The sequence below is a fragment of the Pyxidicoccus sp. MSG2 genome (assembly GCF_026626705.1).
Taxonomy (GTDB): Bacteria; Myxococcota; Myxococcia; order Myxococcales; family Myxococcaceae; genus Myxococcus.
In genome coordinates, this window is record NZ_JAPNKC010000001.1 from 10,678,522 (window position 1) to 10,693,712 (window position 15,191).

The 15,191-nt window shown below is 68.7% G+C and carries 13 protein-coding genes; 12 read left to right on the top strand and 1 reads right to left on the bottom strand.

Annotated features, from left to right (window positions below; genetic code table 11):
* The first annotated feature begins 2 nt into the window (after positions 1-2).
* From OV427_RS41620 to OV427_RS41670, 11 genes are all read left to right on the top strand, one after another.
* The gene (locus tag OV427_RS41620; protein ID WP_267861776.1) at positions 3-443 is read left to right on the top strand and encodes a GPW/gp25 family protein; all 441 of its coding nucleotides are present in this window, start codon (positions 3-5) and stop codon (positions 441-443) included.
* Positions 440-2,413 carry a baseplate J/gp47 family protein gene (locus OV427_RS41625; protein ID WP_267861777.1) on the top strand — a complete coding sequence of 658 codons (1,974 nt, stop codon included), beginning with the start codon at positions 440-442 and terminating at the stop codon, positions 2,411-2,413. The genes OV427_RS41620 and OV427_RS41625 overlap by 4 nt, the downstream gene beginning before the upstream one ends.
* Before the next feature lie 10 nt (positions 2,414-2,423).
* Positions 2,424-3,722 (top strand): hypothetical protein, encoded by a 1,299-nt coding sequence (locus tag OV427_RS41630; RefSeq protein WP_267861778.1) that lies wholly within the window; start codon positions 2,424-2,426, stop codon positions 3,720-3,722.
* A 21-nt stretch (positions 3,723-3,743) separates the two neighbouring features.
* Positions 3,744-4,235, top strand: a complete 492-nt coding sequence (locus tag OV427_RS41635) for a hypothetical protein (protein WP_267861779.1) — start codon at positions 3,744-3,746, stop codon at positions 4,233-4,235.
* Positions 4,236-4,278: 43 nt separating this feature from the next.
* Positions 4,279-5,445 (top strand): hypothetical protein, encoded by a 1,167-nt coding sequence (locus OV427_RS41640; protein WP_267861780.1) that lies wholly within the window; start codon positions 4,279-4,281, stop codon positions 5,443-5,445.
* Between the two features lie 15 nt (positions 5,446-5,460).
* Positions 5,461-5,997: a hypothetical protein gene (locus OV427_RS41645; protein ID WP_267861781.1), complete on the top strand. Its 537-nt coding sequence runs from the start codon at positions 5,461-5,463 to the stop codon at positions 5,995-5,997.
* Complete coding sequence (locus OV427_RS41650; RefSeq protein WP_267861782.1) at positions 5,994-6,245, top strand: hypothetical protein; 252 nt, start codon at positions 5,994-5,996, stop codon at positions 6,243-6,245. Before OV427_RS41645 ends, OV427_RS41650 begins: the two co-directional genes overlap by 4 nt.
* A 9-nt stretch (positions 6,246-6,254) precedes the next feature.
* Complete coding sequence (locus tag OV427_RS41655; protein WP_267861783.1) at positions 6,255-7,031, top strand: hypothetical protein; 777 nt, start codon at positions 6,255-6,257, stop codon at positions 7,029-7,031.
* 13 nt (positions 7,032-7,044) lie between these two features.
* Positions 7,045-12,096, top strand: a complete 5,052-nt coding sequence (locus OV427_RS41660) for a S8 family serine peptidase (protein WP_267861784.1) — start codon at positions 7,045-7,047, stop codon at positions 12,094-12,096.
* 63 nt (positions 12,097-12,159) lie between these two features.
* Positions 12,160-13,509, top strand: a complete 1,350-nt coding sequence (locus OV427_RS41665; protein WP_267861785.1) for a hypothetical protein — start codon at positions 12,160-12,162, stop codon at positions 13,507-13,509.
* Positions 13,506-13,877 carry a DUF2019 domain-containing protein gene (locus OV427_RS41670; protein ID WP_267861786.1) on the top strand — a complete coding sequence of 124 codons (372 nt, stop codon included), beginning with the start codon at positions 13,506-13,508 and terminating at the stop codon, positions 13,875-13,877. The genes OV427_RS41665 and OV427_RS41670 overlap by 4 nt, the downstream gene beginning before the upstream one ends.
* 121 nt (positions 13,878-13,998) lie before the next feature.
* Here OV427_RS41670 and OV427_RS41675 read toward each other — a convergent pair whose 3' ends face one another.
* The gene (locus OV427_RS41675) at positions 13,999-14,520 is read right to left on the bottom strand and encodes a hypothetical protein (protein ID WP_267861787.1); all 522 of its coding nucleotides are present in this window, start codon (positions 14,518-14,520) and stop codon (positions 13,999-14,001) included.
* Positions 14,521-14,648: 128 nt separating this feature from the next.
* Here OV427_RS41675 and OV427_RS41680 point away from each other — a divergent pair, with 128 nt between their 5' ends.
* Positions 14,649-15,074: a hypothetical protein gene (locus OV427_RS41680; protein ID WP_267861788.1), complete on the top strand. Its 426-nt coding sequence runs from the start codon at positions 14,649-14,651 to the stop codon at positions 15,072-15,074.
* Positions 15,075-15,191: the final 117 nt, after the last annotated feature.

The window sequence follows — 15,191 nt, forward strand, 5'->3', positions numbered from 1 at the left end:
GCATGCCGGCTGGACGCGAGACACTCTTCGGCAACGACCTGCTCCTCCGGGAGTATGCGGAGGGGCTCGACCTGTCCCAATTGCAGCAAAGCGGCCCCGGCGGGGACCTGGCCCTGGCGCGCGGCAACACCAACATCATCCAGGCGCTCACGCTGCGCCTGCGGGTGCGCCAGGGCGAGCTGGCGCCGCTGGGTTGGCCGGACTACGGCTCGCGCCTGCACGAGCTCATCGGTGAGCCCAACGTGTCGCGCACCCACCTCAAGCTCCAGGCCTTCGCGCGGCAGGCCATCGAGGCGGACCCTCGCGTCCTGAAGGTCGAGTCGGTCCGGACGGTGAACCTTCCGGGTGAGCGGGACACGGTCCGCCTGATGCTGGACATCCAGCTCATCGACGCGCCCACGCCGCTCAACCTGGTCTTCGACCTGCCGCTGGAGAAGCCATGACCGAGATTGGCCATCCCTTTTCCAAGCCCTTCCAGGAGCTCATCGACTCGCTGGAGGAGAGCGTCCGCGAGGGCGTCGAGCAGCCGGCCCAGGTCGACGTCCTGTTCCGCAAGGACACGCCCTCGTACGAGCTGAAGGGGCCGGTCCACGACGTCTCCCGCGTCACGGGTTTGCGGCGCAGGCAGTTCGTCGTCTTCGAGCGCAACGTCCACTACCGCTACGCGAGCGGGCGCCTGCTGTGGAACGCCCCCGCCAACCCGGCGGATCCGGACTGGTACCCGGACGACAACTCCCGCGTCCTGGTGGAGTACACCTACCGCGACCTGCCGTCGGGCATCACCGACTTCAACGCGGGCAGCGTCGCCGGCACGCTGGTGCGGGCGGTGGCGCGCGAGCTGAAGTTCCTCTACGAGCAGATGGACCAGGCCTACCGCCGGGCCTTCATCGACATTGCCCAGGGCGTGGCGCTGGACAACGTGGTGGCCCTGCTCGGCATCGTCCGCAATCAGGCCCTGCCCGCCACGGGCTTCGTGACGTTCTTCCTGAAGAAGCCGCCCAGGACGGGCACGAAGGTCGTCATCTCGCCGAAGACGCGCGTGGCCGACACGCAGGGGCGGCTCTTCGTGGTGACGGAGGGCGGCTTCATCGAGTCCACCCTGGCGGAGGTGCGCACCCAGACGGGCGGCGTGCTCAAGACGGCGAACCGCATCGGTGTCCTCACCCACGTGCGGGTGAAGGGGACGACCACCAACCTCCCCACGAAGCCCACGGTGACGGGCAAGGACTTCGGCGCGGACGAGCGCACCATCACGCTCAATGACGTCTCCCCGGCAGGGGACCTGGTGGTGACGTACCAGCCGAAGAGCGTGACCCTGCCTGTCACGGCGCTGGAGCCGGGCCGGGAAGGCAACGTGGGCTCGGGCAGCATCACCGTCATGCCCACGCCTCCCAGGGGCGTCGACGGCGGCGTCACCAACGAGGACCCGCTGATCGGCGGCGAGGCGGCCGAGGGCGATGACCAGCTGCGCGAGCGGGCCAAGCACGCCCTGGAGCGCGCGGGGAATGCCACGCTCAACGCCATCAAGTACTCCATCCTCGAGGTGGACGGGGTGGAGGGCGTGGAGGTGAGGGACCACGCCACGGACGAGACGATTCCTCTCGGAGAGGTGCGGGTGCGCTACTCGGGCGGCGACGAGGCGACCCTCGTCAAGGCCATCGACGAGACGCGGGCCGCCGGCATCCTGGTGCGGGTGGAGGCCATCACCTCCGTGTTCCTGTCCGGCAAGGTGTACGTCATCCCCGATGCGGGCCTGGCCGCGGACTCGCTGGACACGCTGAAGCGCGCCGTCGTGGCGACGCTCCGGGCGCTGGGCATCGGCGAGGCGGCCTACGTGCGGCGCCTCACCGCGCTGGCCTACCAGGTGGCGGGCATCGCCGACGTGGCGGAGGCCCAGCTCGACTTCGCGAAGAAGAAGCCGGGCGAGGCGCTCCCCTCGGAGACGGGCCAGGTCACCGACCCCTTCGTGGTGAAGTCGAGCGAGCTCATCCGGCCCGACGAGAGCAACCTCACCGTCGTCGCGCTCGACGGCCTCAAGGCCACGGGTGTCTACGTGCCGGCGCAGAACCGCACGAACCTCACGCTGAGCGTGGTGAAGGGGGACGGCACGGCGGTGCGCTTCCGCTCCTTCACGCTGAACGTCGTCGTGGTGCTGAGGGCCCGGCTGAAGACAGCCCCGGACCAGCCGGCCCAGCGCGTGTGCCAGGTGGAGAAGCAGGTCACCTTCACCAGCTCGGCCGACACGGTGGTCGTCTCCATTCTGAACGCCGACATCAAGGACGCGCCCGGCCACCCGGGGTTCCGCCTGGGCGCGGACGGACATGACCCGCATGTGGAGTTCCAGGTCAGCTCCACCGCCTACCCGGCGCTGAAGCCCGGCCTCTCGCCGGTGGACATCACGGGAATCTCCTGAGGAGGGCACGGTGTCGTTCAAGACCGACAGACTCGCCGCGCTCTTCCCGGACGCCTATTCCGCCCGGGAGGGCGCCTCGTCGCTCCGACGGCTGCTGGACGCCATCGGCCACGAGCTCATGGGGGCCGACGAGTCCGTCAAGGCGCTGCTGAAGTCCCACTGGGTGAACTACGCCCAGGACGACGCGCTCGACGGCCTGGGCGCCACGTTCGGCGTGGAGCGCCGCAGGTTGGCTGACGGCACCTGGGAGCCGGACGACGCCTTCCGCCGCCGCCTCAAGGCGGTGGTGCCGTACTTCACGGGCGGAGGCACGGTGAAGGCCGTGGCCGGGGCGGTGCGCTCGGCCCTGGGACTGCCCTACGACCTCGAGCTCTTCCGCCGCGAAATCACCCCCGCCGGGGGCGACTCCACCGGACAGATTGCCGCGCTCATCCAGGCCCTGGAGGGACTGGTCCGGGTGCAGGAGTTCTCCCCGAAGCCCGAGAGCATGCTCTCGGAGCCGGTGACGCGCGTCGCGGACACCAGCGAAGTCACGGTGGAGGTGGCCTTTGCCAGCATCACCCAGGTCTACCCGCGCATCGAGTGGACCTTCACGAAGGGCGGGGGCCGCTACCTCACGCTGCGGCGCCTGGACACCGGCGAGGGCCTCAAGTCGAAGGCCGCCCTGAAGATGAATCCCGGTGAGACGCTCGTGCTCACCGCCAGCCCCAGCGGCGCGCTCGCCGCCTCCGTGGGCACCACCGACGTGAGCAGCCTCTTCACCGCGTGGGACGGCACCTCCGCGCCCCGCCTGCCGCCGCTCCCCGGTGAGGCGACCCACTGGAAGTTCACCGCCCGGTCCGCCATCTACGACCTCTCGGGGTTCGACGACACCGAGGGCTTCGACACGCCCGACTTCTCCGTGCGCATCCAGTGGACGCGCTACCAGCACCTCACCTTCGACGTCATCGTCCCGTACTTCATCAAGCGGGCGGTGGAGGACATCCAGCGGCAGACCGGCTACCAGGGCGAGCTCTTCCTCTTCGAAGGACTGCCCCTGGAGGTCATCCAGCGAGTCGTCGACCAGACCCGGGCCGCGGGCGTGAAGGGCATGGTCCACTTCTCGCTCAACTTCCTGGAGGACCACGCGGCCCTGGAGCAACTGAGCGGCCTGCTCCAGCACCGGTACCAGGAGACGCAGGACGTCAGCGAGGTCGTGAGCGTCGGCTCGCTGAGCACGGCCGTGGAAGACCAGAACATGCGCGAGGCCTTCGCCATCGGCGGCGTCTTCAACATTTCCACTTTCGACACCAGCTTTGGCTTCGAATAGCCAGACATCCAAGGAGCTCGCATGCAGGAGAGCATGGAGATGAAGGGGCAGATGACAATCTCCCTGACCGACGCGGAGGGGAGGGTGGTCTACGAGCGGACCCACCAGAACCGCATCGTCAAGGCCGGGCGGAGGCTGGTGGCCCAGCTCTTCGGGGGCATCACCTCGGGGACGCCGCCCTCCAAGGTGACGCACATGGGCGTGGGCACGGGTGCCACCGTCGCGGATGACGAGCAATTGGACCTGGTGGCGGCACGCGCGCCCCGCAATCCCATCACCAGCGTCACCTACTCCGAGGTCGTCGAGTCGAGCCCGTCGGGGCCGGTGAAGCGCGTGAAGGCGTCGCTGCAGACCATCTTCGACTTCAACGAGGCCAACGGCACCGACCCTCTCCGGGAGGCGGGCATCTTCACGGCGGTCACCGGGGGCACCATGTACAACCGCGTGGTGTTCGATGCGGTGACCAAGAGCAGCAACTTCAAGCTGACCCTCATCTGGGACATCGTCTTCTAAGGGCGAAAACACCCACGGACTCGCGAGCAGGAGGCACACGAACATGCCCTTTGTCCCGGACCAACCGTTTCCCAAGGCGACCGGCAATCCCATCCGCTCCAAGGACTGGAACGACCTGGTGTACGAGTCGCAACGGCTCGACACCGCCAAGGTCAACAAGGTCGGCGACGCGATGACCGGTCCCCTGACCATCCAGGCCGCCCTGAACCAGGCTGCGCTGGGGGTGGGGACCGCATCGCCCGCCGCCCGGCTGCACGTGGTGGACGGCGCCAACCCCACGGTGCTGCGCGTGCAGAGCACGGCGAGCTTCGGAAAGACGCGCCTGGAAATGTGGAGCGACCCGCAGGGCGGCGGCAACGAGTGGCGGCCGGGCTACATCGAGTCGCTCGACCTTGGCGGCTACACCGGCGGGCTGTCCTTCATGACCAATGGCACCGGGGCCGCCAACCGCACTGGCGCCGTGGAGGCCTTGCGGGTGGTGAATGGCAAGGCCGGCTTCGGCGTCACCGACCCGGGCTACCGCATCGACGTGGGCGACCGCATCCGCCTCAGGACGGGGGCCAATGGCAGCGCGGGGCTGTGGCTCTATGAGACCACCGAGGACAAGGCCTTCATCGGGATGAACGGGACCAGCGTGGGCCTGTGGGGCAACAAGGGCGCCGGCTGGTCACTCAACATGGACACGGTCACCGGGAACGTGGGCATCCGCCAGGGCCCCGAGGGCGCGGGCGGGGCCGCCCTCGCCGTCAACGGCAACCTCAGGGTCAGCGGCCGCGTCATGGACGCCAAGCTCCGGCTGGAGGTGGCCCTCAACAACACCGTCTCCATTGCCAGCACCAATGGGAACTTTGGAGCGTGGCAGAACACCCCCAACATGAACTTCAGCGTGACCTCGCCGGGGGCGTATTTCCTGGTGCGGTTCCAGATGGGGGGCGTCCAGGCCACGGGCACCACCATCCCCCATGCACGGGGCGAGTTCAGGCTGCTGTATGACGGAGGCCAGATTGCGTATGTGCTGCACGAGTACCACGCGAATGGCTGGGAACTCCGGGAGGTCTCCCTGGAGCGCATGTTCTACATGGCCGCCGGCAACCACACCGTCCAGGTGCAGTGGGCCACCCACAGTCCCGAGGCCACGGCCGGCAATCCGGTGACCCTGAGGGGCTGCTGGTACAGCGACACCCGCAGCATCTCTGTCATCGAGCTCTAACGGGAGGAATGGACCATGTTCGTCATTCGAGACAAGAAATCGAAGGCCATCCTCAACATGTGGCAATCGCCGCCGGGAGAGCGCCGCAAGCCGGAAGAGCTCCTGCCTGACTTCGACGCGAAGACGATGGAGTTCGGGCAAACGGACATGCCCTCCGTCCCCGCCCACTTCGACATCGTGAACGGCGTCATCAAGCCCCTGGAGCCACCCGCCCCCGAGCCGGAGGCGGCACCCGCCGCGCCTGCTCCCACCCTGGCCCAGGTGAAGGAGTCCACCGTCGCGGAGCTGTCCCGCCTCTCCTTCGAGCTGCGCAAGAAGCTCATCCCCGAGCACGAGCTCCAGAACGCCGCGCTGGGCGTCTACGACGAGAAGCGGACCCAGGCCATTCGCGACACCGTCAAGGCCTTCCGCGACGAGTACAAGCGCCTGGAGGCCGTGGTGAAGAAGGCGAAGTCCATCAAGGAGGTCCAGGCGGTGAAGCCCGACTTCCCGACCCAGGTGGCGGCGGCCGCGAGCAGCGCAGCCCGGAAGGGCGAAAAGGAGAAGCGATGATGAAGGAGCGACTGGGCCTCCGCCTGGACGAGCTGCGGGCGGAGTACGAGAAGGGGAAGACGACGCTCGAGGAGCTGGAGGCGAAGGTCTTCAGCGTGCGCTCGACCATGCTGCGCATCAGCGGCGCCATCCAGGTGCTGGAGGAGGAGCTGGGGCGGGCAATCGCGGAGCCGGTCAACGGGAAGGGGCACGTGGAGCCCGTGGACGGGAAGGCGCCCGACGCTCACACGCTGCGGGTGCCTGCCTGAGCCGGCGCCATGCTTCTCTCCCTGCAAAACGCCTTCGTCGAGCTGCTGGAGACGTCCTTCCCGGACCTCTTCAACGGGACTCCCGCGCCCATCCAGGTGAAGTTCCAGAACCCCGCCTGGACGCTGGATGCCGCGTCCGCCGACCCCACGGCGGGTGAGCCTGGCCAGGACGACGCCACGGACCTCCTCGCCTTCGACCCGGCCCAGCCGGCCGGTCCGTACACGCTCTCCCGACCGCCCTATCCCGGCCCGAAGCGCGTGTACCTGCGGGCCGCGGACGGTGGGCGCCAGACGCTCGGCCCCGCGGAGGTGCACTGGGACAGCGACAACCCGCGGTCCTTCACGCTCCAGCCGAAGCCCACGCGCGTGCTGACCGGCTTCAATCAGGTGGAAGTCCTCTACGGCGTCACCGCCGTCTTCACCCAGCTCAAGAGCCACCACCAGCTCCCCGTCATCCTGAGCGGCACGGACGACGCGGAGCTGGAGCGCGCGGAGGCGCTGACCCTGGCGGCCTTCGCGCTCAACCGCGAGGCGGTGATGGCGGCGGGCGCCTTCTCCCACGCCGGCGGCGACTACACGGCGGTGGGCACCGTCAAGGGCCTCAAGCTGCTCAAGGGGGCGGCGACCCCCGGCTCGTCACGCGAGTTCCTCCTCGACGCCGAGGTCGAGCTGAAGGTCAGCCGCGCGCTGGCCGAGGACGAGGGCCGGCCCATCCTGCACATCGTCTCGCCGGGGAAGACCCCCGGAGCACGCAAGGTGGACATCGACATCGACGTCGAGTCCTGAAGGGAGTTCTCCGATGGCTCGCCTCCAAGCCTCCGTCACGCTGGACCCCTTCCGCGCGCCCGAGCAGCTCGCCTTCCTGCGCGAGCGCGTGGAGGTGTTGCAGGAGTCGGGCGTGCACCTCTGGGTGTCGCTGGAGGAGGGCCAGGTCGACACCCTGATTGCCCAGGGCATGCAGGTGATTCCGCGGCCGGAGGCCTCCGTCGTGGAGCTGCCCGCGCTCGCCTTCAATCCGGAGTCCGAGCCGCCCGAGCCGCCCGCGGCGCTGCGGGCCGAGGAACCGTCGGGAACGGCGACCGGGGACTACCTGGTGACGTTCCAGGCCCCCATCGACAAGCCCTGGCTCCAGGAGATTGCCACCCTGGGGGGAGAGTTCCTCCAGGCCCTGCCGAGCCAGGCGGCCGTGTTCCGCTTCACGCGGCAGGAGGCCGACGCCGTGAGGGCGCTGGCCTTCGTGGCCTACGTGGGGCCCTTCCATCCCGCCTATGGGGTCAGCCCCGATCTCACGGGCACGGAGGAGCCCTTCACGGCGTCCTCGCTGCGGAACATGCAGGTGACGCTGCCTCCGGATGCGCCGGACGGAAACCTGCTGCTGCGCTTCTTCGACGGGGTCAACCCCGAGTCATCCCGGGCGGCCGTGGAGGCGGCCGGGGCGACCATCGTGGCCGACACCGCCCACGGCTTCCGCGTGCGGGCACCGCCGGAGCGCGCCAATGACATCCTCCGGGTCCCCGGGCTCTTCGCGGCCGAGCCGCCGACGACCACCGAGCTGGTGAACAACAACGGGGGTGTGATTCTGGGCACCAACCAGGTGCGCCAGGTCGGCACGGTGAACTTCCTGGTGAACCTCAACGGCGTCGGCGAGGTCGCCGGCATGGTGGACTCGGGCTGCGACGTGGGCAACCTGGCCGGGGCGGTGCCGCCCTTCGTGGGCGCGGTGATGACGCCCTTCCACACCGACCTGGCGACGAACGTCCGGCTCGTGCGCAACAGCGGCAACCCGCAGAACGTCGCGGGCGTGGCCCCCGACGGCTCGCCCCACGGGACGCACGTCGCGGGGACCATCTGTGGCGACGGGACGAACTCCGCGGGGCAGGTGAGGGGCATGGCGCCGTCGGCCTCGCTGGTTGCCATGGGGCCGCTGCCCGCGAACTTCGAGCCGCCCTTCGAGTTCGCCTTCCAGAATGGTGCTCGGGTCATCAACAACTCGTGGGGGAGCTCCTTCAACGTTGGCGTGAACAACAACCGCTACATCCCGACCCACGGGTTCGCGCTCGACCGCTGGTGCTTCGACCACCCTGACGTCCTGCTCGTGTTCGCGGCGGGGAACGACGAGACGGACGTCGTGGCGGGTGGCAACGGGACGCTGGACGCAAACAACCTCAAGCTGGAGGCCACGGCGAAGAACGTCCTCACGGTGGGTGCCTCGGAGAACCTGCGGAACAACGGCGGCTGGCGCGACAGCTACCGGACGTTCTTCGGGCCCCGGTACAACAACGCGGCGTTCAACGTGAGCGCGGGCGGGGCGGCGGGGGCCTTTTCGTTCTCGGACAACCACAACGAGGTGGCCCTGTTCAGCTCGCGCGGCACGATTCGCACCACCACCCTGGCGAACACCCAGCGCGTGAAGCCCGACATCGTGGCCACTGGCACCAATGTGCTCTCGCTGCGCTCGCAGTGGGTGGCCCCGCCTCCGGCGCTGCCCGTGGTGCCTCCGCCGATTGGCGCGGCCTTCTGGAACGCGAACTCCGACAGCATGCTGCCCGCGGGGTTCAACCGGAACCTGTACCAGATTCTCTCGGGGACCAGCATGGCCACCCCGATGACGACGGGCTCCGCCATCCTGGTGCGGCAGTACTACCGCACCCGCTTCGCCCAGTTGCGCCGGCCCGTGCTGCTGGAGGGCGTCGCCATTCCCGCGGCCGCGCCCCTGCCCACGTTCACGGCCCATCCCTCCAGCGCGCCCCATGTGGACGGGCTCGTCTTCGCCTGGGTGACGGCGGCGCTGCCAGCCGGGCAGAAGAACGTCCTCGCGATGCGGCTGAGCCGTGCGCTCGCTCCGCTCGATGCGGCGCCAGTCCACCTCCAGGACAACGTGGGGGACCATGCCGCACCCAAGGTCGCCACCCGTGGAGAGCGGACGTACCTGCTCCACCGCCATGGCGACAACACCATGCGCCTGTCCTGCTACAACCGCACGCTGGCGCTCGAGGCGGGCTTCGGGACGAATGGCGTGGTGACCCTGGCCCCCAACGCCCGCCCCGACGACAACGTCCTGCCCGACTTGTTGGTAGTGGGCGAGCACGTGTGCTGCGCCTATCCGGCGACGGGTGGCAACGGCTACTTCTTCCAGCGCTTCCGCGCCGACACGGGAGCCGCCGTGGACGGCGCGCCCCTCAGCTTCCTCTTCAACACCAACACGGGGCCGCACCGCTCGGTGGCCCATGCGGGCACCCGCTACACGGTGTGCGGCGTGGCGCACCCCGGGAACTACCAGCTCCAGACGCGCCAGTTGGGCGACGACGGAGCGCTCGTGGGGGCGGGGCCCACCACGATGGTGGACCAGGCCCAGGAGATTCGCGAGCCCTGCCTCATCTGGAACGAGCGCCTCAACATCCACATCGTGGTCTGGGTTGATGCACGCACGGTTCCGGGCGGGGAAATCTACCTGCTCTTCGTCGACGCGAATGGCGCGGCCATCCGGGCGCCCCGCCTCGTCATGTCAGTACCGGCGGCCAACCACATCCGCCGGCCGCGACTGCTCGTCCATCCGGAGGTGGGCCACGTCCTGCTCTGGGAGGACGACTCGCAGAACCTCCACTACGACCTCTACGTCGCCCTGCTGGACGAGACGGGCCAGGTCGACGGGCGCCTCCCGGCCGATGCGAATGACCCGCTGTCCCGGAAGCTCATCCGCATCTCCGATACGCCGGAGGATACGGCGGGCTTCGCGGCCATCGCCGATGCGCGGGGATTGTCATTGGTCTTCCAGAGCCCGGATGAAATCAACTCCGACCGGCTGGGGGCGTATGCCCTCAACCTGACTCCGGCGGCCGCGTTCGAGGCGCAGGAAGACCCTTCCACGCCGCTGCTCCGGAGCGGTCGCTACGTGAAGGTCGACCTGCTGAGCCATGGCAATCCCAACCTCATCGCGCTCTCCGCGGAGTGGACTGGTGGCGCCTGGTACCTGCTGCGCCTTGCGCCCGCCGGGGCCGGGCTGACCGAGCTCCAGTGGGTGCGGCTCAATCCCGACGGGTTGGTGGATGCGTCGTATGGCGTCAATGGCGTGCGCTCGGCGCCGGTGACGCTGCTGATGACGTCGTGTCAGCTCCTCTGGACGGGCAGTGGCCTCGTGACGGCGGGGAACGACCTGCTGGGAGGACTCATCGTCCATCGCCACGACGACCAGGGAGCGCCCGTTGCCGGCTTTGGCGCGGGCGGGGCCGTGTCCCTCCAGGACACCGCCACCTTCCATGACCATGTGATTCCGCAGGTGGGCTGGGATGCGGGGAGCTCGCAGGTCCAGGTGGCCTACGGGACGACGCAGGCGGGTGTGCTCCAGTTGCGCTACCAGCGCCTCGACAACGCGGGCGTGCGGGTGGGCGCCCCGGTGAACCTGACGGCGGCCACGGGTGTGGCGCCTCACAACTGGTTCCAGTTCGTTCCCAGCGAGAATCGCTCCATCGCGCTCTACCACCGCGTGAATGGCGCGGTGACGCGCGTGCACTGCCGGCGCTTCCTGAACACCGGCGCGCCGAGCGGTGGCGAGCTGGACGTGAGCGCCGTGGCCGGAGAGGGCATCAACGCGGTGCTGGCACGGCGGCCGACACTCGTGAACTCGCCGAACCGGGAGTACGGCGCGGTCTGGCAGTACCGCGCCAACAACGCCGCGCGCTGGGAGCTTCGCTTCAGCCGGCTGGACCGGCTGGGCCAGCCGATGGGTAACCCGCCCGCGCCGCCCGCGCCCGCGCTCCCTCCGCCGCCCCTGGTGGTCGCGGATGTTCCTGTCATCGCCGCGGGCCCTGACTGGCCCGCGGACCGGGAGGCGGTGGAGCCCCAGCTCGTCTCCACCTATACGCACTGGCCCTGGTCCAATCCTCCGGCCGTGGTGGCCGGAGTCACCAGCCTGCCGGACTGGAGTCCCTCGTATGGGCTCGCGTGGATTGGAGTGCTCCCGGATGGCTCGCGGGTGCTCTTCTTCACCGTGCTCGATGAGAATGGCCGCCGGGCGATGCTGCCCCAGCCGCCTCCGGTGGGGCCGGGCTCGCTGACGGCGCCCGCGCCCGCGCCGCTCTTGCAGCTCACGGGCGCCACCTCGCGGGTGAGGAACTTCAAGCTCGTCTGGAACGGCCGCGTCTTCCTCCTGAACTGGGTGGAAGAGGAGGGCGGGCAACTGAAGCACCGGTGCACGGCCGTCAACCGCCATGCCAACACGCTGGCGTATGAGCTGCCCAGCGCGGCGCTGCTGCGGGCCACGCTGGTGAATGGCGCCACCAACATGAACGCCGTTTCACTGCCGGACGCCGCGAATGGGTATGGCTGGGGACGGGTGAACCTGCGGCAGACGCTGGCGCCAACGCCTCCCGTCACGTTGCAGGTGCGCGACGACTGCACCCTCGGCCCGAGGCGGACTGTGACGTACCGGTTCAACCTGCCCGCGGGCACGGCGCTGCTGAGGGTGACGCTGAACTGGACCGACCCGCCGGGAGCCCGGGTGGTCAACCCGCTGCACCTCACCGTGCGAGCCCCCGCCGTGGGGCCGAATCCGAGGCCGGAGTACCGCGGCAATCTGTGGGACACGGCGGCGGGGCGGAGACACCTCAGCCGCCCCGCGGGCAACCCGCCCGTGGCCGCGGACAACCACGAGAACATCCAGACCTTCAAGCAGGTCGTCATCGCCAATCCGCCGCCCGGTGCGTACGACGTCGAGGTCTCCGTGGGCTCCTTCCCCGCGGACCCGTTCAATCAGCAGAACCTCCAGGCCTTCGCCCTGGTGTTCGCCGGGACGGGGCCCGAGGTGACGTTCAACCAGCCCGTGGCGAACGTGCAGGGGGCGGCGGTGTATTAGGCGCGCGCTCCGGTTCTGCTGGCTCGCGTAGAGTGCGCCGGGCGGTTGGGACTGGAGCTTCGTATGTGGCTGCCGTGGCTGATGCTTGCCCTGCTGTGGGCGCTGGTGGGGTGCGGCGGAGCCACGCGGGTCGTCCGGCTGGACACGGGCCGTGGCGTGCCCGTCGTCCATATCCCCCGCTCGGAAGGGGGCACCGAGCCGGTAGTGCTCGATGACGACGCGGTGAAGGAGTCCGTGGCGCGGTGGGCCCGGACCGTTCGCCCCTCCCAGCGTCCCCAGGAGGCCGCCCGGCGCCTGTTCGAAGTGGATCCTCGAAGCGGTTCGTATCTCTTCGATGCGAGGAGTCGGAGGCTCACCCCGCTGGGGCCCGGAGAGCACCTGGACGCGGAGCTACCCCAGGCAGAGGTCGAACTGACGCGTGCCTACCTGCGCTGGTGTGAGCGGACCGGGCGTAAGGGGGACTGCCTGGCGCTGCTGACCGAGAGCCCCATTGTCGTCGGGGACGCGCGCTTCACGCTCGCTCTGGCGCTGGCGAAGGGGGCGGTGCTGGACGAGTTGTGGGAGGCCGTGAAGGACATGGCCAACCCGAACGCCATGGTGCAGGCGGCGCTCTGGACAGCGGGCACCTATGCACTGCTGTGGACGGTGCCGGAGCCCGCGACCAAGGGAGTGGCGGCGGTTTTGACGGTAGCGCTCATCGCCTACGTGGGAGTGGACACGTTCTGGGGGCTCATCCAGGGCTTCAGGCACCTGATGGAGGAGGCCGAACGTGCCGTGACGTTCGATGAGGTGCGCGAGGCGGGAGAGCGCTTCGGGAAGGTGATGGGCCGCAACGCGGCGCGGGCGTTCGTGATGCTGGCGACGGCGGCCATTGGAAGCACAGGGGCGACGCTGGGCGCGAAGCTACCGGGGTTGCCGGGCGCCGCGCAGGCAGTGGTGCGGGCCGAGGCACAGGCGGGTGTGGCGTACGCCGCGGTGGGCCAGGTCGAGACGGTGGCCGTGGCTGCGGAGGGCTTCACGGTTGCGCTTGCACCAGGCGCCGTAGCCATGTCCTCCCGAGGCGCGGCCACGGGAGGTCCTGCGGCCAACGCCGGGCCGACCGGCTTCAGAGCATGGAAGTCCTTCAGCGGCTTCAAGAATGCGATGGGCTCGGCGGGCCACGGGAAGCAGTGGCACCACATCATCGAGCAGACGCCAGGGAACGTGCAGCGGTTTGGCCCCGAAGCCATTCACAGCACAGACAATGTCATCGCAATCGACAAGGGAATTCACGAACGGATCAGTGCCTACTACTCCTCCAAGCAGCGCATTGCCGGGGGGCGGGTCGTTCGTGAGTGGCTTCGCGAGCAGTCATACGAACAGCAGCGGGAATTCGGGCTCCGGATTCTCAAACAGTTTGGTGCCACCCCATGACAGCAGAGGATTGGAAGGCGCTCACAACGGAGGCGCTGGTAGGCAGGTATAGGGAAGCCTCCGCGAATCACGGGCGCTTGCTCGATGCGCGCAAGACTCGGGCTGCAAACAAAGAGTATGACCGAGTTGCCGCAATTGAGGCCGAACTGAGAACACGCGGTGGCGACGCCAGCAAGCGCATCGCGCAGTTGCTCGACGACCCAGAACCAGGAACGCGGTTCTGGGCCGCCTCCGCCGCCCTGAAATTCGCCCCCGAAGAGGGAGCGCGCGTACTTGCCGATCTTGCAACGCTCCCTCTGAGCATGATCGGGCTCAGTGCGGCGATGACGCTCGAGGAGTGGAGGAACGGGACGTACAAGCCTGAGTGATGCTCGTGGTGGCCCTGGAGTAGACCCGTTTCCCATCAACCACGCGCGGCTGTGGGCACTCCGCTCCATGGAGAACGCAGCAAGAGCGGAGGTGACGGAGCCGTGGCTGGCGCCGCAGCGCCTACCACTTCTCCACGGACGTCACGGTGAGCGGGTACATGGGGCCGACGAAGTTACCATCCGACGTGCACGGCCGCTGCGTGACGTCCGAGAGGTTCGCGGCGTAGTAGCCCCAGGTGGAGCCGTTGCCCTTCTCGTAGAAGGTGGAGCCGTTGGGGAGGACCACCTTCCAGACGTAGTCGAAGTGCTCGTACCACTTCGGCGAAGTGCGGTTCGAGATGGTGCTCCTCACCGTGATGCTCCACGTGTAGGGCGCCGACGCGGAGACGGCGAGCGTCTGCGTGTTGTCCCAGTCGAACGGGACGAAGTTGTCGAGCCCGCCCCATCCATGGATGAGATACACGGAGGTGCCCCAGGGCAGGGTGTAGTTCTGGTACGCCAGATTCAGCTCCGCCTCGTAGGAGCTGGCGTAGACACAGGCGTGGAGCACCACGCGCCCCTGTACCCACTGGTCCGACGCCATCGCGGACGAGGACACGAAGAAGAGGAGAAGGGCGAGCCCGTTTCGAGAGAACACCGTCATGAGAAGACTCCGGGGAGAGAGAAATTCGACCGTCGTCTCTATCACGGTTTTACGAGAAGTCTGCTTGGCTCTGCTCACGCGGGATGCTTGTTTCAGGCTTTCCCCTTCACCTGGAAAGGACCTCATCCATGCGGAACTTCCTCGCGCTGTCCGTCTCCCTGTTCTCGCTCACGCTCCTGGGCCCGGTGGCCTGTGGCGGCACGACTCCCGAGCAGGCGCCGGAGACCACGGAGCAGAAGCAGGGCCTCAACGCGACGGGCACCGGCTGCAGCGCCGATTCGGAGTGTGCGTCCGGGCTGTGCTGGACCGAGTCGGACTCGTATCCCCTCTACAACCCGTACTGGATCCGCGCTGATAGCTGCACCGAGGAGTGTGGCGGGCCGACGGACCATGCGTCCTGCCAAGCTCTCGCCGCGGACCTGAACGCTCCGTCGCCCAGCACTGCGCGCTGCATCCCGGCCCGTGGCGTCTACGACAACTACCCCTACGACGACATCTTCTACGTGTGCGACATGGTCGCCGCCGGTCTGGGGCAGGTGCACTGGGTGGAGTAGTCCTTCGTCACGAAGCTCACGGGCAGCACGCTCGAAGTGCTGTCCGATTCGGGCCCCCGGCCGCGCGTCACGCGCGCCGTGCTGCCGTGGCCTGCGCATGGTGGGGAACAACCACCT

What these genes read in the sequence shown, in the direction of transcription:
- OV427_RS41620 (WP_267861776.1), top strand. Translation starts at nt 3, where the DNA reads ATGCCGGCTGGACGCGAGACACTCTTCGGCAACGACCTGCTCCTCCGG.
- OV427_RS41625 (WP_267861777.1), top strand. Translation starts at nt 440, where the DNA reads ATGACCGAGATTGGCCATCCCTTTTCCAAGCCCTTCCAGGAGCTCATC.
- OV427_RS41635 (WP_267861779.1), top strand. Translation starts at nt 3,744, where the DNA reads ATGCAGGAGAGCATGGAGATGAAGGGGCAGATGACAATCTCCCTGACC.
- OV427_RS41640 (WP_267861780.1), top strand. Translation starts at nt 4,279, where the DNA reads ATGCCCTTTGTCCCGGACCAACCGTTTCCCAAGGCGACCGGCAATCCC.
- OV427_RS41645 (WP_267861781.1), top strand. Translation starts at nt 5,461, where the DNA reads ATGTTCGTCATTCGAGACAAGAAATCGAAGGCCATCCTCAACATGTGG.
- OV427_RS41650 (WP_267861782.1), top strand. Translation starts at nt 5,994, where the DNA reads ATGATGAAGGAGCGACTGGGCCTCCGCCTGGACGAGCTGCGGGCGGAG.
- OV427_RS41655 (WP_267861783.1), top strand. Translation starts at nt 6,255, where the DNA reads ATGCTTCTCTCCCTGCAAAACGCCTTCGTCGAGCTGCTGGAGACGTCC.
- OV427_RS41660 (WP_267861784.1), top strand. Translation starts at nt 7,045, where the DNA reads ATGGCTCGCCTCCAAGCCTCCGTCACGCTGGACCCCTTCCGCGCGCCC.
- OV427_RS41665 (WP_267861785.1), top strand. Translation starts at nt 12,160, where the DNA reads ATGTGGCTGCCGTGGCTGATGCTTGCCCTGCTGTGGGCGCTGGTGGGG.
- OV427_RS41670 (WP_267861786.1), top strand. Translation starts at nt 13,506, where the DNA reads ATGACAGCAGAGGATTGGAAGGCGCTCACAACGGAGGCGCTGGTAGGC.
- OV427_RS41675 (WP_267861787.1), bottom strand. Translation starts at nt 14,520, where the DNA reads ATGACGGTGTTCTCTCGAAACGGGCTCGCCCTTCTCCTCTTCTTCGTG.
- OV427_RS41680 (WP_267861788.1), top strand. Translation starts at nt 14,649, where the DNA reads ATGCGGAACTTCCTCGCGCTGTCCGTCTCCCTGTTCTCGCTCACGCTC.